This window comes from Nonomuraea sp. NPDC003201 (genome assembly GCF_053590415.1).
In genome coordinates this window covers 1-20,440 of sequence record NZ_JBSFTC010000143.1, presented here as the reverse complement: position 1 = coordinate 20,440, position 20,440 = coordinate 1, and the positions used below count along the sequence as shown (strand labels likewise).

The 20,440-nt window shown below is 72.4% G+C and carries 21 protein-coding genes, 1 pseudogene and 1 riboswitch; of the genes and pseudogenes, 1 reads left to right on the top strand and 21 read right to left on the bottom strand.

Annotation, left to right across the window (positions count from 1 at the left end):
• Positions 1-106: 106 nt before the first annotated feature.
• From ACWDX9_RS36425 to ACWDX9_RS36415, 3 genes are all read right to left on the bottom strand, one after another.
• On the bottom strand, positions 107-1,396 hold the full coding sequence (locus ACWDX9_RS36425) for a dicarboxylate/amino acid:cation symporter (RefSeq protein ID WP_355191708.1): 1,290 nt from the start codon (positions 1,394-1,396) through the stop codon (positions 107-109).
• Between the two features lie 91 nt (positions 1,397-1,487).
• Entirely contained in the window at positions 1,488-1,550 is a 63-nt protein-coding gene (locus ACWDX9_RS36420; RefSeq protein ID WP_350729229.1) for a putative leader peptide, read from the bottom strand.
• A 72-nt stretch (positions 1,551-1,622) separates the two neighbouring features.
• On the bottom strand, positions 1,623-2,663 hold the full coding sequence (locus tag ACWDX9_RS36415) for an LLM class F420-dependent oxidoreductase (protein ID WP_449962245.1): 1,041 nt from the start codon (positions 2,661-2,663) through the stop codon (positions 1,623-1,625).
• 94 nt (positions 2,664-2,757) lie between these two features.
• Between ACWDX9_RS36415 and ACWDX9_RS36410 the strand changes: the two genes are divergently transcribed.
• Positions 2,758-3,645 (top strand): endonuclease/exonuclease/phosphatase family protein, encoded by an 888-nt coding sequence (locus ACWDX9_RS36410; protein WP_449962242.1) that lies wholly within the window; start codon positions 2,758-2,760, stop codon positions 3,643-3,645.
• Here ACWDX9_RS36410 and ACWDX9_RS36405 read toward each other — a convergent pair.
• From ACWDX9_RS36405 to ACWDX9_RS36320, 18 genes and pseudogenes are all read right to left on the bottom strand, one after another.
• Complete coding sequence (locus ACWDX9_RS36405) at positions 3,631-4,209, bottom strand: nucleotidyltransferase family protein (RefSeq protein ID WP_449962239.1); 579 nt, start codon at positions 4,207-4,209, stop codon at positions 3,631-3,633. The two genes, ACWDX9_RS36410 and ACWDX9_RS36405, sit on opposite strands and share 15 nt — an antisense overlap.
• On the bottom strand, positions 4,206-5,297 hold the full coding sequence (locus ACWDX9_RS36400; protein ID WP_449962236.1) for an XdhC family protein: 1,092 nt from the start codon (positions 5,295-5,297) through the stop codon (positions 4,206-4,208). Before ACWDX9_RS36400 ends, ACWDX9_RS36405 begins: the two co-directional genes overlap by 4 nt.
• A complete protein-coding gene (locus ACWDX9_RS36395) occupies positions 5,290-6,366 on the bottom strand; it encodes a vWA domain-containing protein (protein ID WP_449962234.1) in 1,077 nt (358 codons plus the stop codon). The genes ACWDX9_RS36400 and ACWDX9_RS36395 overlap by 8 nt, the downstream gene beginning before the upstream one ends.
• The gene (locus tag ACWDX9_RS36390) at positions 6,359-7,225 is read right to left on the bottom strand and encodes an AAA family ATPase (RefSeq protein WP_357728785.1); all 867 of its coding nucleotides are present in this window, start codon (positions 7,223-7,225) and stop codon (positions 6,359-6,361) included. Before ACWDX9_RS36390 ends, ACWDX9_RS36395 begins: the two co-directional genes overlap by 8 nt.
• A gap of 95 nt (positions 7,226-7,320) precedes the next feature.
• Positions 7,321-7,773: a PH domain-containing protein gene (locus ACWDX9_RS36385; RefSeq protein ID WP_449962231.1), complete on the bottom strand. Its 453-nt coding sequence runs from the start codon at positions 7,771-7,773 to the stop codon at positions 7,321-7,323.
• Positions 7,774-7,792: 19 nt separating this feature from the next.
• On the bottom strand, positions 7,793-8,260 hold the full coding sequence (gene ribH, locus ACWDX9_RS36380) for a 6,7-dimethyl-8-ribityllumazine synthase (RefSeq protein ID WP_449962228.1): 468 nt from the start codon (positions 8,258-8,260) through the stop codon (positions 7,793-7,795).
• Between the two features lie 67 nt (positions 8,261-8,327).
• Positions 8,328-9,545 (bottom strand): bifunctional 3,4-dihydroxy-2-butanone-4-phosphate synthase/GTP cyclohydrolase II, encoded by a 1,218-nt coding sequence (locus ACWDX9_RS36375; RefSeq protein ID WP_449962225.1) that lies wholly within the window; start codon positions 9,543-9,545, stop codon positions 8,328-8,330.
• Positions 9,542-10,201, bottom strand: coding sequence for a nicotinamide mononucleotide transporter family protein (locus ACWDX9_RS36370; protein ID WP_449962222.1), 660 nt, complete (start codon positions 10,199-10,201; stop codon positions 9,542-9,544). The genes ACWDX9_RS36375 and ACWDX9_RS36370 overlap by 4 nt, the downstream gene beginning before the upstream one ends.
• Entirely contained in the window at positions 10,198-10,788 is a 591-nt protein-coding gene (locus ACWDX9_RS36365) for a riboflavin synthase (protein ID WP_449962219.1), read from the bottom strand. Before ACWDX9_RS36365 ends, ACWDX9_RS36370 begins: the two co-directional genes overlap by 4 nt.
• Positions 10,788-12,176 carry a bifunctional diaminohydroxyphosphoribosylaminopyrimidine deaminase/5-amino-6-(5-phosphoribosylamino)uracil reductase RibD gene (ribD, locus tag ACWDX9_RS36360; RefSeq protein ID WP_449962216.1) on the bottom strand — a complete coding sequence of 463 codons (1,389 nt, stop codon included), beginning with the start codon at positions 12,174-12,176 and terminating at the stop codon, positions 10,788-10,790. Before ribD ends, ACWDX9_RS36365 begins: the two co-directional genes overlap by 1 nt.
• A 111-nt stretch (positions 12,177-12,287) precedes the next feature.
• Positions 12,288-12,418: riboswitch (FMN riboswitch) on the bottom strand.
• Positions 12,419-12,493: 75 nt separating this feature from the next.
• The gene (locus ACWDX9_RS36355; protein WP_449962213.1) at positions 12,494-13,303 is read right to left on the bottom strand and encodes an oxygenase MpaB family protein; all 810 of its coding nucleotides are present in this window, start codon (positions 13,301-13,303) and stop codon (positions 12,494-12,496) included.
• 30 nt (positions 13,304-13,333) lie between these two features.
• Entirely contained in the window at positions 13,334-13,996 is a 663-nt protein-coding gene (rpe, locus tag ACWDX9_RS36350) for a ribulose-phosphate 3-epimerase (protein WP_449962210.1), read from the bottom strand.
• Positions 13,997-14,058: 62 nt separating this feature from the next.
• Positions 14,059-15,537, bottom strand: coding sequence for an RsmB/NOP family class I SAM-dependent RNA methyltransferase (locus ACWDX9_RS36345; protein WP_449962208.1), 1,479 nt, complete (start codon positions 15,535-15,537; stop codon positions 14,059-14,061).
• 42 nt (positions 15,538-15,579) lie between these two features.
• On the bottom strand, positions 15,580-16,506 hold the full coding sequence (fmt, locus tag ACWDX9_RS36340) for a methionyl-tRNA formyltransferase (RefSeq protein ID WP_449962206.1): 927 nt from the start codon (positions 16,504-16,506) through the stop codon (positions 15,580-15,582).
• A gap of 4 nt (positions 16,507-16,510) precedes the next feature.
• Complete coding sequence (def, locus tag ACWDX9_RS36335) at positions 16,511-17,059, bottom strand: peptide deformylase (protein ID WP_350729109.1); 549 nt, start codon at positions 17,057-17,059, stop codon at positions 16,511-16,513.
• Positions 17,060-17,087: 28 nt separating this feature from the next.
• The gene (locus ACWDX9_RS36330) at positions 17,088-18,422 is read right to left on the bottom strand and encodes a hypothetical protein (RefSeq protein ID WP_449962203.1); all 1,335 of its coding nucleotides are present in this window, start codon (positions 18,420-18,422) and stop codon (positions 17,088-17,090) included.
• Between the two features lie 37 nt (positions 18,423-18,459).
• Entirely contained in the window at positions 18,460-19,893 is a 1,434-nt protein-coding gene (locus ACWDX9_RS36325; RefSeq protein ID WP_449962200.1) for a hypothetical protein, read from the bottom strand.
• A gap of 49 nt (positions 19,894-19,942) precedes the next feature.
• A pseudogene (locus ACWDX9_RS36320) lies at positions 19,943-20,440 on the bottom strand (primosomal protein N'); the annotation flags it as partial.

Sequence of the window (20,440 nt, the reverse complement as noted above, 5' to 3'; positions counted from 1 at the left end):
CCCGCCAATTACTCGAAAATCAGGATTTCCGACCACCATAGGGCCCCGCAGACACTGCCGCCCCATCATCCCGCCGGGCGGGATGATGGGGCGGGATGCGGCGAGGTCAGGCCGCCGCGGGCTGCGGCACGCGCCCCACCGGCGCGGCGACGTCCAGCGGCTGCGGCGGCGCGTTGAAGACGGCCTCGTCCAGACGGCCCTCCGAGCGCGCCACCAGGACGGGGACGACGAGCTGCCCCGCGACGTTGGTGGCGGTGCGGATCATGTCGAGGATCGGGTCGATGGCCAGCAGCAGGCCGACGCCCTCAAGGGGCAGTCCCAGCGTGCTGAGCGTGAGCGTCAGCATGACGGTCGCGCCGGTCAGGCCCGCCGTGGCGGCCGAGCCGACCACCGACACGAACGCGATCAGCAGGTAGTCGCCGAACCCGAGGGGCACGCCGAACACCTGGGCCACGAAGATCGCGGCCAGCGCCGGGTAGACCGAGGCGCACCCGTCCATCTTGGTGGTGGCGCCGAACGGCACGGCGAAGGAGGCGTAGTCGCGGTCCACGCCGTTGCGCTCGACGGTGACCCGCTGCGTCAGCGGCAGCGTGCCAACGGACGAGCGGGAGACGAAGGCCAGCTCGATCGCGGGCCACGCGTTGCGGAAGAACTGGACGGGGTTGACCTTGCCCCACACGGCCAGCACCGTCGGGTACACGGCCAGCAGCACGATGAAGCAGCCGATGTACACCCCGGCGCTGAACTTGGCCAGCGGCGCCAGCAGGTCCCACCCGTACGTGGACACGGCCTTGCCGATCAGGCCCGCGGTGCCGAGGGGAGCCAGGCGGATGACCCACCACAGCGCCTTCTGGACCAGCTCCAGGACGGAGCGGGCGAGGTTCAGGAACGGTTCGGCCTTCTCGCCGGCCGCCAGGGCCGCCGCGCCGAGCACGACCCCCAGGAAGACGATCTGCAGGACCTTCACCTCGGTGAAGGCGGTGACGATGTTGGTGGGCAGGATGCCGGTGACGAAGTCGAGCCAGGTGCCCGCGCCCTCGGTGTCCACGGCCTTGGCGGCGGCGGTGTCGAGGGTGACGCCCTGGCCGGGGTTGATGAGCAGGCCGAGGCCGATCGCGAGCGCCACGGAGACGAACGCGGTGACGAGGAACCACAGCAGCGTCTTGGAGGCGAGCCTGGCGGCGCCGTTGACGTTGCGCAGGTTGGCCACGCTGACCAGCACGGCGGTGAAGACCAGGGGCGGCACGGCGAGCTTGAGCAGCTGGACGAAGATCTGCCCGATCCGGGTCAGCGTCTCGGCCAGCCAGGCCACGTCCCAGATCTTGGCGACGAAGCCCAGCGCGATGCCGGCCGCGAGGCCGGCCAGCAGTTGCAGGGAGAAGGAGAATCTCTTCATGGGTGGGGGAAGCTCCCGGGGAAAGGGCATGCCGGCCCGCCGCGCGAGCGGGCATGCCAGGTGAGGAAGGGGTGATCGAGGCTGACGCGGTTCAGCGACAGAGCGATCCGTGCAACCGGCACAGATCGATGTGCAGCCGCTCGACGAGCCACACGAACACCAGGGAGAACCTCACGAGCTCCCACAACACCCGTTAAAACGGACGTATTCCACTAAAGGGTGTGACTCACCCCACAATGTCCTTGATCAGCTCAATCAGCCGCACCCGCTCCTCGTGCGTCCTGCCGAGCGGCGCCACGTTCAGCGTGGTCACCCCGGACTCCTTCATCGCCTGGACGCGGTCGCGCACGAACCCCTCGCTGCCGATCAGCGACATGCTCTCCAGCAGCTCGCCGGGCACCAGGGCGGCCGCCTCGTCCTTCTTGCCCTCGAGGTAGAGGTCCTGGATCCGCTCGGCCTCCTTCTCGTAGCCGTAGCGCCTGGCCAGGTCGTTGTAGAAGTTGCGGCCCTTGGCGCCCATGCCGCCGATGTAGAGGGCCGCCATCGGCCGCCCGAACTCCAGCAGCCCGGCCACGTCGTCGCCGATCGCCAGGGACGCCTGCGCGATCACGTCCAGCTCGCCCAGCTCGGGGTCGCGCTTCTCCTTGCCGGCGGCCAGCGACCGGCCCCACACGTCGGCGGCCTTCTCGGGCACGTAGAAGATCGGCTCCCAGCCCTCGGCCAGCTCGGCGGCGAGCTCGACGTTCTTGGGCCCGATGGCGGCGATCACGATCGGGATGCGGGGCCGTACCGGGTGGTTGATGAGCTTCAGCGCCTTGCCCAGGCCCGTGCCCTGGCCGGGCGGGAGCGGCAGCGTGTAGTGCTTGCCCTCGTGCACCAGGCGCTCGCGCCGCCACACCTGGCGGCAGATCTCGATGACCTCCCTGGTACGCCCGAGCGGCGCCGTGTACGGCACCCCGTGGAAGCCCTCGATCACCTGCGGCCCCGACGCGCCGAGGCCGAGCGTGAAGCGCCCGTCGGAGACGAAGTCCAGGCCCGCGGCCGTCATGGCCAGCAGCGTCGGCGTGCGGGAGTAGATCGGCAGGATGCCGGAGGCGATCTCCAGCCGTTCGGTCCTGGCCGCGATGTACCCCATCTGGCTGACGGCGTCGAAGCTGTAGGCCTCGGCCACGAAGACGATGTCGAGCCCGGCCTTCTCGTAGTCGGCCAGCTCGGCCACCGTCTCCTTGAAGCCGCCCGAGTAGTTGAGTGCCATACCGATGCGCATGCCGGGCTCCCGATGAAACCGAATGATATTCCGTTGCGACGCGAACAGGCTATCGCGTCGGCGTGGCGGGCAGGGAGCCACTAGCCTGGATCAGGTGCTGAGTCGGCTGGTCGTCATCGTGTCCGCCGTGGTCGCCGTGGCCATGGCCGGACACCAGCTGATTCCTGCGCTCGGCGGGTTCACGCCGGTGATGGAGAGCCTGCTGCCCTGGCTGGGGGTGACCGTCCCGCTGTTGCTCCTGGTCGCCGCGCTGGCACGCTCCAGGGCGGCCGTGATCGCGGCGCTGGTGCCCGGGGTGGTGTGGGCGGCGATGTTCGGCTCCACGCTGCTGCGCACGCCGCCGGGAGGCCCGAGCGACCTGGCCGTCGGCACGGTCAACGTGGGCGTGACCAACAACGCCTCGGGCGAGGCCGTCCGCATGATCGCCAAGGACCTCGACCTGCTGGCCGCCCAGGAGCTGACCAGCGGCGGCCCTGCGGCCAAGCAGCTCAACAAGATGTTCAAGTACCACTTTCCGGTCAGCACGGTCGGCCTGTGGAGCCGCTACCCGATCAGCGAGACCAAGCCGCTCGACATCGGCCTGGGCTGGCCGCGGGCGCTGCGCGCGGTGGTCGCCACCCCCAAGGGCAAGGTGACCGTCTACGTCATGCACCTGGCCTCGGCCCGGCCCGGGGAGACCGCCTCACGCGACGTCTCTCTCGCGCACGCGCGCCGGCTCATCGACGACGACCCGAGCAAGCGCATCCTGCTGCTCGGCGACCTCAACACCGCCACCACCGACCGCGGCATGCGGGGGCTGACCCCGCCGCTGAGCGACGCGCAGATCGTGGCGGGCGACGGGTTCGGGTTCACCTGGCCGTCCGAGTTCCCGATCACCCGGCCCGACCACATCCTGTTCAAGGGCATGACGGCGACCAAGGCGGGCGTCGCCCCCGCGACCGGCAGCGACCACCGCGCCGCCATCGCCTCACTGCGACTCTAGGTGCGGCTCCAGCAGCCGTAGGTCCTGGGGCGTGTCGATGTCGGCCGGGTCCCCGTGCTCGTCGCACGGCACCTCGGTGACCAGCTCGGGGTGCGCCCTCATGAACGGCCGCGCTCCCACGTCCCCCGTGGCCAGCTCCGCCACCTCGGCGAAGTGCTCGCGGGCGATCAGCACCGGGTTCCTGCGCCTCCCCTCGTAGGTGGCGACCGCCAGCCCGGCGCCCGAGGCGATCAGCGCCCGTACCGCGCCCGGGCCGATGAACGGCTGGTCGACCAGCGCGATCACCACGGACTCGGCCTCCTGCGGCAGCGCGGCGAGCCCGACCCGCAGGGACGAGCCCATGCCGGACGCCCAGTCCGGGTTGCGCACGGTCACCGCGCCGCGCACCTGCACGGTGGCCGCGCCGAGCACGACCACGACGGGATGGCAGCCGCCCTCCTCCAGCAGCCGCACGCCGCGGTCGACCAGGCGCTCGCCCGCGTACTCGACCAGCGCCTTGGGCGTGCCCAGCCGGGCGCCCTCCCCCGCGGCCAGCAGCAGCCCGGCCACCTTCGCGCTCTTCATGAGCCCTCGTGGTGGATGCGGCCCTCGGTGCTGGACAGCGGGCGGCCCGAGCCGCCCCAGCGGAGCTGGATCAGCTCGGCGGCGATCGACACGGCCGTCTCCTCGGGGGTGCGCGCGCCGAGGTCGAGCCCGATGGGCGAGCGCAGCCTGGCCAGCTCGGCGTCGGTGAGCCCGGACTCGCGCAGCCGGGCGAGCCGGTCCTCGTGGGTGCGGCGCGAGCCCATGGCGCCCACGTACCCGGCGTCGGTGCGCAGGGCCACCTCCAGCAGCGGCACGTCGAACTTGGGGTCGTGGGTGAGCACGCAGATCACCGTGCGCTGGTCCACCAGGACGGAGGACAGGTAGTCGTGGGGCCACTTGACCACGACCTCGTCGGCGTCGGGGAAGCGCTTGGCGGTGGCGAAGATCGGGCGCGCGTCGCAGACCGTGACGTGGTAGCCGAGGAACTTGCCCACCCTGGCCACCGCCGCCGCGAAGTCGATCGCCCCGAACACCAGCATGCGCGGCGGCGGCGCGAACGACTGCACGAACACCGCCAGGTCGTCCAGGCGCCGCTCCCCCTCGCCGCCGTAGTGCCTGATGCCGGTCAGGCCCTGGGCGAGCATGCCGCGCGCGTCGTCGTCCACGGCCTCGTCGAGCCGGTCGAGCCCGAGTGTGCCGGACGAGCGGTCCGGCCAGATGACCCGGCGGGCGCCGATCTGCCCGGGGCCGGAGACGATGGTGGCGACGGCCACCGGCTCGTGCGCGTCCACGGACATCGCGATCTCCCCCAGTTCGGGGAAGGTCTCGATCGAGATCGGCTCGACGAGGATGTCGATGATGCCGCCGCAGGTGAGCCCGACCGCGAACGCGTCGTCGTCGCTCACGCCGTACCGCTGCAGGACTGCCCCGTCGACCTCGGCGGCCAGCTCGAACACCGCGCCCTCGACGCACCCGCCGGACACGCTGCCGACCACCTCGTCGCCACGCACCGCCATGGCCGCGCCCGGCGGCCTGGGCGCACTGCTGAACGTGCTCACCACCGTCGCCAGCCCGAACTTGAGCCCCGACCTCCACCACCTCATGATCTCCGGCAGCACGTCACGCATGGGCCAGCCTTTCGCTGAGTCGCTCGTAGGCGGCCAGGCTGTGCCCGGCCACCAGATCGTCCACGTACGGCAGGGCGGCCCGCATGCCGCCCGTGAGAGGCTGGTAGTCCGCATACCCCTTGTGCGGGTTGACCCAGATCACCCGGTGCGCCTGCCTGGCCAGCCTGGCCATCTGCGCCCCTAGCAGAGCGGGGTCGCCGCGCTCCCACCCGTCCGAGGCGATCACGGCCGTCGCCCCGCGCGCGCTGTAGCGGGACAGGTACTCCTTGAGCTCGTCGCCCAGCCGGGTCCCGCCGCTCCAGTCGGGGATGGCCTTGGAGACCTCGTTCAGGGCGGTGCCGGGGTCGCGGTGGCGCAGCTCGGCGGTGATCGGAGTGAGCCTGGTGCCGACCGAGTAGACCCTGGTGGCCCGGGGCTCGCTCCTGACCAGCGCGTGGGCGAAGCGCAGCAGGGTCTCGGCGTACGGGGCCATCGAGCCGCTGACGTCCACGAACAGGACGACGGTGCGCGGACGGGTGGTGTGCCTCTTGTGCCGGAGCCGGGCGATGTCGCCCTTCCTGAGCGCGTCGCGGATGGTGCGGCGCGGGTCGAGCACGCCCCGGTGGGCGCCCTCGAAGCGGCGCGAGCGCCGTCGCTCGCGGCCGCACCTCAGCATGGCCAGCATCCGGTGCACCTCGGCCCGCTCGGCCTCGGTCAGCCGGGCCACGTCGCGGTGCCGCAGCACCTCGGCCCGGCTCGCCGTCGCGGGCGCCGCCGTCCCCTCGTCGCCGCCGTCCGTCTCGCCCCGCGTCTCGGCCGCCAGGTGCCTGGTGACGCTGGTCGTGCCCGTACGGGCCACGCTCGCCCGTACCCCGCCGAAGTACGCGGCGAAGCACCGGTCGTAGCGGGGCAGATCGTCGGGCGTGGCGCAGAGCGTGAGCCGCCCGGCCCAGTAGACCTCGCCGGAGTCGGCCACGTCGAGGTGGTCGAGCGCCCTGAGCATGTTCTGGGTCCGCTCGTGATCGGCGGCGACCCCGGCCGCACGCAGCGTCCTGGCGAACGCCGTCATCGTGGCGACCAGCTCATCCATGGGGCAGCAGCCCGTTGCCGAGCACGTTCGAGACATCCTCCCGGTATTTCAGGGCCGCCCCCAGAGTGGCCGCGGCCAGGGCGGGATCGAGCTCCTTGGCCCCCAGCGTCAGCAGCGCCTCGGTCCAGTCGAGGGTCTCGGCCACGCCCGGCGGCTTGACCAGGTCCGCCTGCCGCAGCCGCTCGGCCGCCCGCGCCACCTGCACGGCCAGCGTCTCGGTGCAGTCGGGCAGCCGGCGCAGCAGGATGGCGACCTCGCGGTCGAAGCTGGGGTGTTCGAGCCAGTGGTAGAGGCAGCGCCGCTTGAGCGCGTCGTGCACCTCGCGCGTCCTGTTGGAGGTGACCACGACCACCGGCGGCTTCGTGGCCTTGACGGTCCCGAGCTCGGGGATGGAGATCGTGAAGTCGGAGAGCACTTCGAGCAGGAACGCCTCGAACTCGTCGTCGGCCCGGTCGATCTCGTCCACGAGCAGCACGCTCGGCTGCGTCTCGATGGCCTTGAGCAGGGGCCGCGCGATCAGGAACCGCCTGTCGTAGATCTCCCCCTCCAGCCGGCCCACGTCGGTGACGCCCGCGGCCTCCGCGGCCTTCAGGTGGAGCAGCTGGCGCGCGAAGTCCCAGTCGTACAGCGCCTGGGCCGCGTCCAGCCCCTCGTAGCACTGGAGCCTGATGAGCGGCGCCTTGAGCAGCGTCGCCAGCGTCTTGGCGAGCTCGGTCTTGCCGACTCCCGCCTCTCCTTCGAGGAAGAGCGGCCGGCCCATCCTCAACGCCAGGAAGGCCGCCGTGGCCAGCCCTTCGTCGGCCAGGTAGGCGTGCCGGTCGAGGAGCTCGATGAGCTTGGCCGGCGACTCGATGTCCATTGCCCTGATTGTCCGCCGCAGCACTCCTTCAGGCTACGTCGACACCCGGTCCGGCGATATTCGCTCGCCGACCATGACGCGGGGTCATCGACCGGCTACTTCTCGCGAGCCTCGCCGCGCTCCCGGATCAGGGCCTCCAGCTCGGCCGTGGCCCGGACGGCGCGGGCCTTCTCCGAGCCCTGGATGCCCATGGCCCCGATGGTGCGCCCGTCGGAGGTGTCGATCTTCGGCCAGGGGTCGCCCACCAGCAGCGTGACCTCCAGGATCTCCGGCCACGAGTAGCGGTGGGTGCGGGCGGCGTTGACGATGGTGACACCCTCGTCGTCCGCCTCCACCCGCACCCGCCCCAGCATGTGCAGCACGAACGCCACCGCGCACCCGAACGCCACGATCGCCAGCCGGTCGGGCAGCTTGAACGGCTCGGCGATGAAGACCGCCATGATCACCGACCCGAGCACGATCACGGCTGCGGAGCCGTACGCGACGATCCGCGGTCTGCGGGGACGCCAGGTGACGGGCAGGGGCGGTGGAGTGATCGGCTCGGGCACGAAGGAAACCTACCGCAGGCTAGTGGAGGTCCCGCAGGAGGAGGGCGGTCTCCAGCGCGGCGACGGCCGACTCGTATCCCTTGTCCTCCTTGCTGCCCGGCAGGCCCGAACGATCGAGGGCCTGGTCCAGGGTCTCGCACGTCAGGACGCCGTTGCCGACGGGCGTCTCCTCGTCCAGCGAGATCCGGGTCAGGCCCGCGGTCACCGAGTCGCAGACGTAGTCGAAATGGGCGGTCTCGCCCTTGATGACCGCGCCCAGCGCCACCACCGCGTCGCAGCGGCGGGCCAGCGCCTGGGCGACCACCGGGATCTCCAGCGAGCCCGGCACCCGCACCACGGTCGCCGTGGCGCCGCTGTCGTCGCAGGCCTGAAGAGCCCGCGCCACCAGCTGATCGGTGATCTTGGCGTGCCAGCTGGCCGCCACCACCCCCACGCTCAGCCCCGAGGCGTCGGGCACCGCGACGCCCGGCAGTCCTTCACCGCTCATGCGGCCTCCTCCGTCGGCCGCATGAGCGGTACACCGCTGCGTCCGATTGATCGCTCGCTACGCTCGCTCATGATGCCTCCGAGATGTGATGGCCGAGGCGGTCGCGCTTGGCCGTGAGGTAACGCTCGTTGTGCGGGTTCATGGCCACGGGCAGGGGTTCGCGGCCGAGGACCTTGATGCCGTACCCGTCCATGCCCTTGAGCTTGGCCGGGTTGTTGGTGAGCAGCCGCACCGACCTGACGCCGAGGTCGGCCAGGATCTGCCCCGCGTTGGAGAACTCCCGCGCGTCCACCGGCAGCCCCAGCTCCACGTTGGCGTCGACGGTGTCGCTGCCGTTGTCCTGCAGGTTGTACGCCCTGAGCTTGGCCAGCAGGCCGATGCCCCGGCCCTCGTGGCCGCGCAGGTAGACGACCACGCCGCGGCCCTCCTGGGCGATGGCCGACATGGCGTTGCCGAGCTGCACCCCGCAGTCGCAGCGCAGCGAGCCGAACACGTCGCCGGTCAGGCACTCGGAGTGGGCCCGGACCAGGATGTTCTCGCCTTCGGACAGGTCGCCGAAGACGAGCGCGACGTGCTCGCCGCCGTCGAGCGCGCTGGCGTAGCCGTAGACCCGCCACATCCCGTACGCGTTCGGCAGCCGCGTCTCGGCCACCCGCGTGACCATGCTCTCGGCCCGTCGGCGGTAGTCGACGAGATCCTCGATGGAGACCAGCGCCAGGTCGTGCTCGTCGGCGAAGCGGCGCAGCTCGGGCAGCCTGGCCATGGTGCCGTCGTCGTTGACCACCTCGGCCAGCGCGCCCGCGGCCGACAGGCCGGCGAGCCGGGCCAGGTCCACGGCCGCCTCGGTGTGGCCGCGCCTGGCCAGCACGCCGCCCTCGTGGTAGCGCAGCGGGAAGACGTGCCCGGGGCGCACCAGCTCGTTGGGCTCGGTCGCGGAGTCGGCGAGCGTGCGGATGGTCTGCGCCCGGTCGGCCGCGGAGATGCCCGTGGTGACGCCGTCGCGGGCGTCCACGGTGATCGTGTACGCCGTGCGCATGCGTTCCTTGTTGTGCACCACCATGAGGGGCAGCCCGAGCCGGTCGAGCTCCTTGCCCTCCATGGCCACGCAGATCATCCCGCTGGTGTGCCTGATCGTGAACGTGCACAGATCCACCGTGGCCTTGGCCGCGGCGAAGATGAGGTCGCCCTCGTTCTCCCTGCTCTCGTCGTCGACCACGACGACGGGCCGGCCGTTGCGGATGTCGTCGATGGCCCGCTCGATGGGGTCCAGCTTGATGTCGCTCATCGCGCCACCGCCACGCCGACCTCGGCCGCCCGGTATTCACGCAGCCACTTCACGAACCCGATCACCACCAGAACGAAGAAGATCCCGTACACCCACCCGGAGACCACCAGCCCCGAGCTGAACGCCAGCGGCACGCCCACCAGGTCGACGGCCACCCACACGATCCAGAAATCCACCAGGGCCCGGCCCTGCGCCCAGGTGGCCATCGCGCTGCCGACGAAGATGTAGGCGTCGGCGGCCACCAGGAAGGCGCCCTTCGGCAGCGGCACCTGCGCGCCCCACGACAGGCCGGTGACGAAGAACAGCACGCCGACCAGCGCCGTGCCCAGCAGCATCCCGCCGATCAGCAGCGACCGCTCCCACCAGGCGGCGGGGCGGACGCGCAGCTGCTTGCCGTCCTGCGTGCCGCGCCGCCACGCCCACCAGCCGTAGACCGCCAGGCCCGCGAACAGGGCCTGCTTGAGCGCGTTCCCGGTGATGTGCGCGTTGATCGAGGCGATGAACAACAGCACCGAGCCGGCGAACTGCACCGGCCAGGTCCACATCGACTTGCGCATGGCGAGCAGGACCGTCGACAGGGCGGCGATGTTGCCGATCAGGTCCGTCCAGAGCACATGGGTGCCGAATACATCGAATCCGGCGTCGGCCCAGTTCACTGCCTGACCACCAGCCTTTCCACATACTTCGCGATCACGTCGACCTCGATGTTCACGGTGTCGCCCACCTGGCGCTCGCCCATGGTCGTGAGCTTGAGCGTGGTGGGGATGAGGCTCACACCGAAGCTGTCGTCGTCAACCGTGGTCACCGTCAGGCTGATTCCGTCGATCGCGATCGAGCCCTTCTCCGCCACGTACGGGCTCAGCGCCTCGGGGAGCGAGAACCGCACGTCGTCCCAGCTCTCGCCGGGTTCCCTGGACAGCAGCACGGCGGTGCCGTCCACGTGGCCCTGCACGATGTGGCCGCCGAGGCGCTGGTCGGCGCGTACGGCGCGCTCCAGGTTCACGGAGGAGCCCTGCTTCAGCCCGCCCAGGGAGCTGCGGTCGAGCGACTCCCTCATCACGTCCACGGTGAACACGCCGTCCTCGACCTCGACGACGGTGAGGCACACGCCGTTGACCGCGATCGAGTCGCCGTGCTTGGCGTCGGAGGTGACGACCGGGCCGCGCACCGACAGCACGGCCCCGCCGCCCGCCTGGTCGATGGCCACCACTTCGCCCTTTTCCTCAATGATTCCGGTGAACATCACTGCTCCCTGCCTGGTTGGGTGGCAGGCCGGGCGATCAACCGCACATCCGGCCCTATGGGGGAAATTTCGTCAAAAGTCAGGCGGTGCATCGCGCCGATCGTCCCCACCCCGGCCGCGCCGAGCGCGGCCCGCCCGGAGCCGAGCAACGCGGGGGCCAGGTACGCGACCACGCGATCCACCAGGCCCCGCCGCAGGAACTCCCCGGCCAGCGTGGGGCCGCCCTCCAGGAACACGCTGACGACCTCGCGCGCGGCCAGCTCCTTGAGGAGGGCTTCGAGGTCGAGACCGCGGCCGTCGCGGGGCAGGCGGAGGAGGTCCGCCTTGAGCCCGGTGTCGGTGTCGTCGGCGATGGCGACGAGCGTGGGGGCGCTGTCGTCGAGCACCCGGGCGTCCTGCGGCGTCCTGCCCCGGGTGTCGACCACGACCCGCAACGGCCGCCGCCCGCCCGCTTCCCCGTCTCCCTCACGCCCGGCCGCCGAGCCACCGATGCCCGCTGGGTTCCCGGTCCCACCACCCGAGTCAGGGCCCTCCGCGCCGCCACGGACGCCCACGCCCGCACTCGGGGGTCCCTCCCCGGCATCGGCGGCGCCCTCGGCCGGACGCGTGCCGCCCACGCTCTTGTCGCCCGCCCCGCTCTTGTCGCCCGCCCCGCCGCCGACGCGCGCCTCCGAACCGCGACCGGCCGACGCGGGGTCGGCCGAGGCGGGGTCGTTTGGGGGGCCGGCCGACGCGGGACCGTTCAGGGGGCCGGGGCGGGCCGTGAGGTGGGGGTCGTCGGCGAGGACGGTGCCGATCCCGGCGACGATCGCGTCCGCGGCGGCCCGCAGCCGGTGCACGTCCGCCCTGGCCTCCGGCGAGGTGATCCACTGGCTGGTCCCGTCCTCGGCCGCCGACCGCCCGTCGAGCGTGGCCGCGAACTTCCAGGTCACGTGCGAGCGCCCGAGCCGCGCGTACGTCAGCCACTCCTCGTTGACCCGCTCCGCCTCGGCGCCCAGCACCCCGGACGTCACCGAGACCCCGTGCGCCCGCAGCCGGGCAGCGCCGCCGGCCGCCTTGGGGTTGGGGTCCGGCACCGCGATCACCACCCGCGCGACCCCCGCCGCCAGCAGCGCCAGGCTGCACGGCCCCGTCCGGCCGGTGTGGTCGCAGGGCTCAAGGGTCACGTACGCGGTGCCGCCCCGCGCCCGCTCCCCCGCCTGCGCCAGCGCCACGACCTCGGCGTGCGGCCCGCCCGCGTACGCGTGGAAGCCCTCGCCCGCCACCTGGCCACCGGCGTCGAGCACGACGCAGCCCACGACGGGGTTGGGGCTGGTGGTGCCGTGTCCGTGCCCGGCCAGTTCGACGGCGCGCGCCATGTGCGCGGCGTCCTGCGCGGGTATCTCCACCCCGGGGTACTCCTACTCGCCAGTAGCTCCAAGCCACGGCGGGCCCCGGGGGATTTCGGCCCTGATCCTGCTGTGCGTCAGGGCAGGCGCCCGGCTGGGACACCGGACACCTCGCGCGCTTCCTCCCATCCGGACTTTAACCGTCGGTCCCGGAATTTCACCAGGTCAACCGGCCGATGGCATCGGCCGGGTCGCGGACTATAACCGCCGGTTCGGAATTACACCGACCCCGGAGCACGCTAGCTCTCTTGGCTACCAGTGTGCCATGCCCGAATTGCCGTGCGCGACCGCCCCGGCATAATTGACCAAGCGCTAGGTCAAGCGGCCATGAGCCGGCGCGCCCGCCGGGCGGCGGGGCTGTAGAGGACGTCCCCCGGGACCAGGCCGATCCCGGTGTGCAGGGTGCGCAGGGTCGCCGTGGCCCACAGGTCGCCGACCGGGGTGGCGGGCAGCCCGTACAGCCGTCTCGCCCAGCGCGGCAGCGTGGCGAACGACAGCAGCGTCAGCGCGGGCAGCGCGGGCTTGAGCGGGGTCAGCATGCGCGGGAGCGGGGCGTTCAGCGACAGGCGCAGCGGGTGGGCCGCCTCGGGGACGAACCGCAGCCCCGGCCGCGCGGCGTCGATGTAGTCGCGCAACTCGGCCACCGACCCCGGAACGTCCTCCGCCTTCAGCCCCACCACCTCGGCCGCCCGCCGCCACTCCGCCACGAACGCGTCGGCCTCGGCGTCCGTCAGCCGCACCCCGGCCCGCCGGGCGACCGACAGGTAGGAGTCGACCTCGCCGACGTGGACCCAGCGCAGGGCGTCCGGCTCGTCCAGGTGGAAGGTGACGCCGGTGTCGGGGTCGTAGGCGGTCAGGTTGGTGTGGATCTTGCGGACGCGCCGCCCCGCCCGTTCGACCTCGGCATCGGTCCCGTACGTACGCACGCGTACGAACTCGGTGGTCCGCACGAACCGCGACCAGGCCTCATGGGGATCCATGAGCGCGGAGTTCTGCAGCACCCCGCGCATCGCCCGCGGATGCAGGCCCTGCATCAACAGCGCCCGGATGCCACCCACCAGCAGGATCGGCTCTCCCATCACCCGCCACGTCACCGAGCGGGGCCCGAAGATCCCATGGTCGCCCATAAGTGAATGGTTACCCAGGCGATGGGTGATTTATGCGCTTTTGAGGGTGGCAGCGGCCCGGAGAGCGTCAACGGCGGCGCTCGGGTCGGAGGCGCCGTAGACGGCACTGCCCGCCACGAACACGTCGGCGCCCGCGTCCGCGCACCGCTCGATCGTGCCCGCGTCGACTCCCCCGTCGACCTGCAGCCAGACCCGCCCGCCGTGCCGCTCGATCATCTGCCGCGCCCGCCGGACCTTGGGCAGCACCCCGTCGAGGAACTTCTGCCCGCCGAACCCCGGCTCCACGGTCATCAGCAGCAGCATGTCGACCTCGGCCAGCAGGTCTTCGTACGGCTCGACGGGTGTGGCCGGGTTGAGCGCGAGACCGGCCCTGGCGCCGAGCGAGCGGATCTCGCGCAGCGTCCTGATCGGCCCCTTGGCCGCCTCGGCGTGGATGGTCACGCTGCCCGCCCCCGCCTCCGCGTACTGCGGCGCCCAGCGGTCGGGGTCGTCGATCATGAGGTGGCAGTCGAGCGGCGTCGGGGTCGCCTTGCGCAACGCCTCGACCACGGGCAACCCGATGGTGAGGTTGGGCACGAAGTGGTAGTCCATGACGTCGACGTGCAGCCAGTCGGCATTGGGCACGGCGGCGGCCTCGTCGGCGAGCCTGGCGAAGTCGGCGGCGAGGATGCTGGGCGAGATCTGTACGGCCATGATTCGGCAATTCTAGTGAACGGCCCGCGCCCTGCTCTCATCAGTCCGGCGGGCCGATCGGATCACGCCTGGGGACGCTTGCGGAGCAGGGCCAGGAACATGGCGTCGGTGCCGTGCCGGTGCGGCCAGAACTGGGCGTGCGGGCCGTCACCCAGGTCGTCGGCCTCGGGCAGGTAGGCGCGGGCGTCGAGCTGTTCGACGTCGTCCCGGCGCGCCACCACGTCTCCGACCACGACCCGGGTCTCGGCCAGGTGCGGCGAGCATGTGACGTACGCGACGACACCGCCGGGGCGTACGGCGTCCAGCGCGGTGCCGAGCAGCCGCCGCTGCAGCTTGCCCAGCTCGGCGATCCCGTGCGGATCCCGCCGCCAGCGCGCCTCCGGCCGCCGCCGCAGCGCCCCCAGACCGGTGCAGGGGGCGTCGAGCATCACGCGGTCGAACACCCCGGGCCGCCACGCGGGCTCGGTGCCGTCCGCCGTGAGCACGGTCGCGTCCCTGGTCGTCTGCCAGACCAGCCGCGCCCGGTGCTGCTGCAGGTCGGCCGCCACCAGCCGGGCACCCCCGGGGAAGGCCGCCGGGCCGGCGCCGGCGGCCGGGGCGTGGGCGCGGTCCCTGGCCTCCTTGCTCAGTCCCGCGAGGTCCCCATGGGTGGCGATGGCGTCGAGCAGGCCCGCCTTGCCGCCGGGGCCCGCGCACATGTCGAGCCACAGCTCGTCGCCGTCCCCCTCCAGGGGGACGCGGGTCAGGGCGAGCGCCACCAGCTGGCTGGCCTCGTCCTGGACGGCGGCGCGGGTCTCGGCCACGGCCTCGATCTGGCCGGGATCGCCCTCGCGCAGGTAGGCCGCGTACGGCGAATAGCGGGCGGGGAGGGCGCCCACGGCCTCGAGCTCCTCCACCGAGCTGCGCCCCGGCCGCGCCACCAGCGTCACCAGGGGGCGGGCGTTGTCGGCGTCGAGCAGGTCAGGCATCTCGTCGGGCCCGCCGAGCGCGTCGCGGAAGGCGGAGACGATCCAGCGGGGGTGGCCGTAGGCGATCGCCAGATGGCCGACCGGGTCGTCGGCCGGGTCGGGCGCGACGATGGGCACCCACTCCTCGAGCGTCCTGGAGCCGATCTTGCGGAGCACCGCGTTGACGAACTTGGCCGCCCCGGCGCCGATGCGCAGGCGTACGAGATCGACGGTGGTGCCGACGGCCGCGTGCGGTGGGACGCGCATGCGCAGCAACTGGTGCGCGCCCAGGCGCAGCGCGTCGCGCACGTCCGGGTCGGGCACGCGGTCGCTGCACATCTCGATGACGGCGTCGTAGGTGCCGAGCCCGCGCAGCGTCCCGTAGGCGAGCTCGGTCGCCAGCGCGGCGTCGCGCCCCCTGATGCCACGATCGCGAAGGAGCCGTGGCAGCAGCAGGTTGGCGTACGCGTCGCGCTCGTCGACCGCGCGTACGACGTCGAAGGCCGCGTTGCGGGCGTGGTCACGCGCCGGCCTCGGCGGCCTGCGCGTCCCGCCGCCCCTGCCTCCGGCGCCCTGGTCCCCCCTCGTCCTCATCCCCTCAGACTTCCCTCACGCCTCGTGCGCCGGCCCGCCGGATCACTTGAAGATCTCTTTACTCTCCGGGCGAACCCCGCGAGCCCACTCCACGGCCCCCATGAGCCGCTTGCCCTGCGGCTGCACCTCACCCAGCTCCACCGCGTCGGTGGCCGTCCCGACCAGGACCCTCGCCTTGGAGGCGGCGATCTCGCCCTCGGGCAGCCGCTCGCCGGGCACCATCCGCACGGGCCCCAGCTTCACCCGCTGCCCCCGGAACTCGCTCCACGCCCCGGGCGCCGGGCTGCAGGCCCGGATCCGGCGGTCGACGTGCATGGCGGGCTTGGTCCAGTCGATCCGGGCGTCGACCACAGTGATCTTGGGGGCGACGGTCACGCCTTCGGCGGGCTGCGGCCGGGCCTCCAGGGTGCCGTCCTCGACGCCGTCGAGGGTGGCGGCCAGCAGCCCCGCCCCCGACACCGACAGCCGCTCCAGCAGCGACCCGCTGGTGTCGTCCGGGCGGATCTCCTCGGTCACCACGCCGTAGACGGGCCCGGCGTCCAGCTCCTTGACGATCTGGAACGTCGTGGCCCCGCCGATCTCGTCGCCGTGCAGGATCGAGTGCTGCACGGGGGCGGCCCCGCGCCAGGCGGGCAGGATCGAGAAGTGCAGGTTGATCCACCCGTGGCGGGGGATGTCCAGCGCCGACTGCGGCAGCAGGGCCCCGTACGCGACCACCGGGCAGCAGTCGGGCTCCAGCGCGCGCAGCCGGTCGAGGAACTCCGGGTCGCCGGCCTTGGCCGGGCGGAGCACCTCGATGCCCGCCTCCTCCGCGAGCTCGGCCACCGGCGAGGGGTGGACCTTGCGCCCGCGCCCGGACTGGGCGTCGGGGCGGGTGACGACCGCGACGACCTCGTGGCGCGGCGAGTCGATCAGGGCGCGCAGCGACGGCAGCGCCGTCTCCGGCGTGCCCGCGAAGACGAGACGCATGCTCTCAGAGCGCCCTTCCGCCGGTGGCGTGCGGCGAGACCTTGATCACAGGGGCGGACAGGCCGCTCCACTCGGCCTCGCGCACGGCCTTCATGGCCAGCTTGCGCTGCTTGGGGTCCATGCGGTCGATGAACAGGATGCCGTCGAGGTGATCGGTCTCGTGCTGGAAGCAGCGGGCCATCAGGTCGGTGCCCTCCAGCGTGACGGGCTCACCGTGCATGTTGAAGCCCTTGGCGACGGCGCGGATGGCGCGCGGCGTCGGGTAGGACAGGCCGGGGAAGGACAGGCAGCCCTCCTCGCCCTCCTCGTCCAGCTCCGAGGACAGGTCGAGGTCGGGGTTGATCACGTGGCCGAGCTGCTCGTCCACGTAGTAGGTGAACACCCGCAGCCCGACCCCGATCTGCGGGGCCGCCAGGCCGGCGCCCGGCGCGTCCATCATCGTGTCGGTGAGGTCTTTGACCAGCTTGCGGAGCTCCTTGTCGAAGTCGACGACCGGGGCCGCCGGGGTGCGCAGCACCGGGTCTCCGAACAGCCGGATCGACTGGATCGCCAAGGGGGTTACTCCGTTTCTCGTCTGTGGATCAACCCAGTTTAGTGCTCTCCAGGGAGCGCGCCTTCATCGCCGCCTTGCGCGCCGCCTTGACCACGGCCTGGTCGTCGTGGGCGGAGGCGAGCATGTCGAGCACGGCGATCGTGTCGGGGTGGTCCACCGCGGTCATCTCGGCGACCAGCTTGATCAGGTCCTCACCCGGCTCGGGCGTGTCGAGCCGGCCCGCGGCCGGGCCCGACAGGTGCATGAGGGCGGCCAGGGAGTCGACCGCGATCCAGGTGTGGTCCTCGGGGCTGAGCGTGGGCGCCTCGAGGTCGCGGATGTGCAGCCAGGAGGCGGCGTAGCGGCGCATCAGCGGATCTCCGAGCGCCTGCCTGACGGGTCCCTCGGCCTCCGGTCCCAGCTCCTCGAGGATGGCGCCGACCGCGCCGCGCTGCCCGGCGGTGCCGGACGCGGCGATCTCGATCAGGTCGCGGGCCGCGGACTCCGGCTCGCGGCGCTCCAGCCACCCGGCGACGGCGCTCTGCGTGGCCGAACCCTTGACCAGCTCCGCCACCAGCTCGGCCGCCGACAGGTCGGCGAACACCTCCACCTCGGCCGCCGTCGGCGCGTCGTGGCCCTCGCGCAGCAGGTCGCGGCGGATGGCCCAGACGCCGAGCGGGGTGAGCGCGGTGCGGCCGGCCGCGGTCTGCTCGACGAGCCCGCAGTACGTCAGCAGCGACAGCGCCTCCAGCAGCTCGGCGGGCAGCGCGGCGGCCAGCCGGCGCATCTCGACCGGGCCGGGCGCGCAGGCGACCTCGTGGGACTGGAGGATGCCCCTGGCGAGGTTGGCGGTCGCCACGCCGGAGCGCACGGAGTAGATCGTGGCGAGCATCTCGGCCAGGTGGCCGTCGACCACGGCGGAGCCCGTCAGGCCCTCGTCGGCGCGGTCGAGCACGTCCATGACCACGCCGTCCCAGAACTCCAGGGTGGCCTCCACCGTGAGCTGCATCGACAGCGGCCCTCGCGAAACGCGGCCGCCGAGGATCTGCAGCAGCCCGGTGTTGACGGCGACGATCCAGATCAGGCGCAGCCGGGCGGCGGGCAGGCCGAACTCCCGGGCGGCGGCCTCGGCGTCCGACTCGCTCAGGTGCCCCTGCGGGGTGACCTGGCGGGTGCCCGTCCACGTGGTGAGCCTGATGGCGTCGGCGACGATCGGCACCCCGGGCACCGCCGCGGCCAGCTCGGCGTCGGGCGCGAGCAGGACCGGCGGGAACGTCAGCGCTTCGTGCTCCACGGGAGTCTCCTCAGGAGGCCGTGGGGGCACGGCGGCCTGCTCATCGATCAGCTTGCGCAGCTCGGCGAGGTCGAAGACGTTGTTTGCCACCCACGAAACTTACTGCACAGGAGTCACATGGGCGTACTCAACGGATGGCGCGGGACCGGGCTTTGAAGGCGGCCTTGCGTGCCGCCTTCGCGACCGTGCCGTCGGGGATGGAGCGTCCCAGCAGCTCCAGGACCTCGACGACGTCGGGGTGGTCGACCCGCCACATCTCCTCGATCATATGGGCCGGCGGGCCCGAGGCGGCCATGTTCTCGGCGAAGATCTCGGGATCCTCCTCGGCCGCGGGCATCGCGAGCGCCAGCATGTCGACGCTGACCCAGAGCAGCTCCTCCTGGGTGAGCTGGGGCGCGGGCAGCCCTCTGGCGGCCAGCCAGTGGATGGCGTGCGGGCGCAGCTCCTGGTCGTCGAGGTGGTCGCGGACCTGGCTCTCGGCCTCGGCGCCCAGCCGGTCGACGATGGTGATCGCGATGCCGCGGGCCACGGCGGGCGCGCCGGAGGCGGCGGTCAGCAGCTCGGCGGCGGCCTCGCCGGAGGGCCGGCCGCTCAGCCAGCGGCTGATGTCCTGCTCGGCGAGCTCGGCGGGCACGCCGTCGAGCAGCCCTTCGATGAGCCCGAGCGCGTCGGCCTCGGCCAGGTCGGGGGCCTCGGGCGCGTCGAGGTCGAGCGACAGGTAGTGCTCGCGCAGCCCCCAGACGGCCAGCGGGGTGAGCTCCGCGGTGTCGTCCGTGACCTGGATCATGCCGCACCACGACAGCCGGTCGAGCGTACCGGCCAGGTCGGCCTCGCCGTCCTCGGCGATCTCGTCGAGGTAGTCGCCGATCACGGTGACGGGCACCCGCACCTGGAGCCGGTAGAGCATGTCGAACAGGTCGTAATGGCCCTCGTGCCGCTCGACCAGGTCGGCGACCCGCGCCGCCCAGCTCTCCAGCGGGTCGCCGGTGTCGGGCAGCGGGTCCTCGGCCAGCAGGGGCACGCTCTCCAGCGCCGCGACGAGGTCCTCCCGCGCGGCCAGCCGGGCCGCGGGCAGCGGCGTGCACCCGGGACAGTCGCAGGGCGCCTCGCCCAGGTCGGGCACCTCGCCGGAGGGGATGGCGACCGCCTGCTCGAGCGACTCGGGGCCGATGGAGCTGAAGAGGCTCTTGGCCATGCCGAAGTTCGCGGGGTCGGCGAGGGCCTCGGGCATGCGCGGCGCGATGTCGTCGAGCCTGTCGCGCATGAGCACCGCCGTCGGCTCGGGGACCGCGCCCGCCTCGCTGAGGTAGTCGACGAAGGTGCGGGCGGCCGCGACGGTCTCCGGAGCGCTCTCCGGCGGGGCGATGACCTTGCGCGGATAGATGGACAGCAGCAGCTCGTCGAAGGTATCCGGGCTGAAGTCGCCGAGTTCGTTGACATTGAGATAGTCGCTGGCGTAGTCGCAGAGCAGGCGGACCTCGTCCGCGTCCACCTCGACTTCCCGCGCGTGTCCCCAAGCGCGCAGGTCGTCGATGGCCTGGTTCACCCATTCGATCGACACATGGGCACGCTAACGGCTGGCCTTCAGATGAGCGAATCGGGGAAATGGTCTAAATCAGGTCGAGCGGGTCGACACTCACCTTCACGACATCGGGCGTCTTACGCGCCGCACGCACCCCACTGGCCCCTTTGAGCGCGGCTGCCAGGGCCGCTCCGCCGGATCTCCGTACCCGGATCATGGCGCGTTCCTGGCCCGCCTCGTCCACGGGGACGGGGCCGAGCACCTCGGCGTCGGGCGGCAGGCGTACCTCGTCGAGCATCTGCCTGACCGCGCTCGCCACGCCGGTGAGCGTGGCCATCCGCACCGCCGGCGGGAAGCCCAGCTCGGCGCGGTCGCCCAGCTCGCGCTCGGCGTGGGTGACGGGGTCCCACCTCAGCAGGGCCTGAACGGCGGGCAGCGCGGCGTCGCCGAGCACCACCAGCTCGGCGGCGGGGCGGAGCAGGGCGGCGGCGTTCATCCACCTGCGCACCGCCTCCTCGCCCGCCCTCAGGTCGGCCCTGCCCAGGAGTGCCCAGCCGTCGAGCAGCACGGCCGCCGCGTAGCCGCC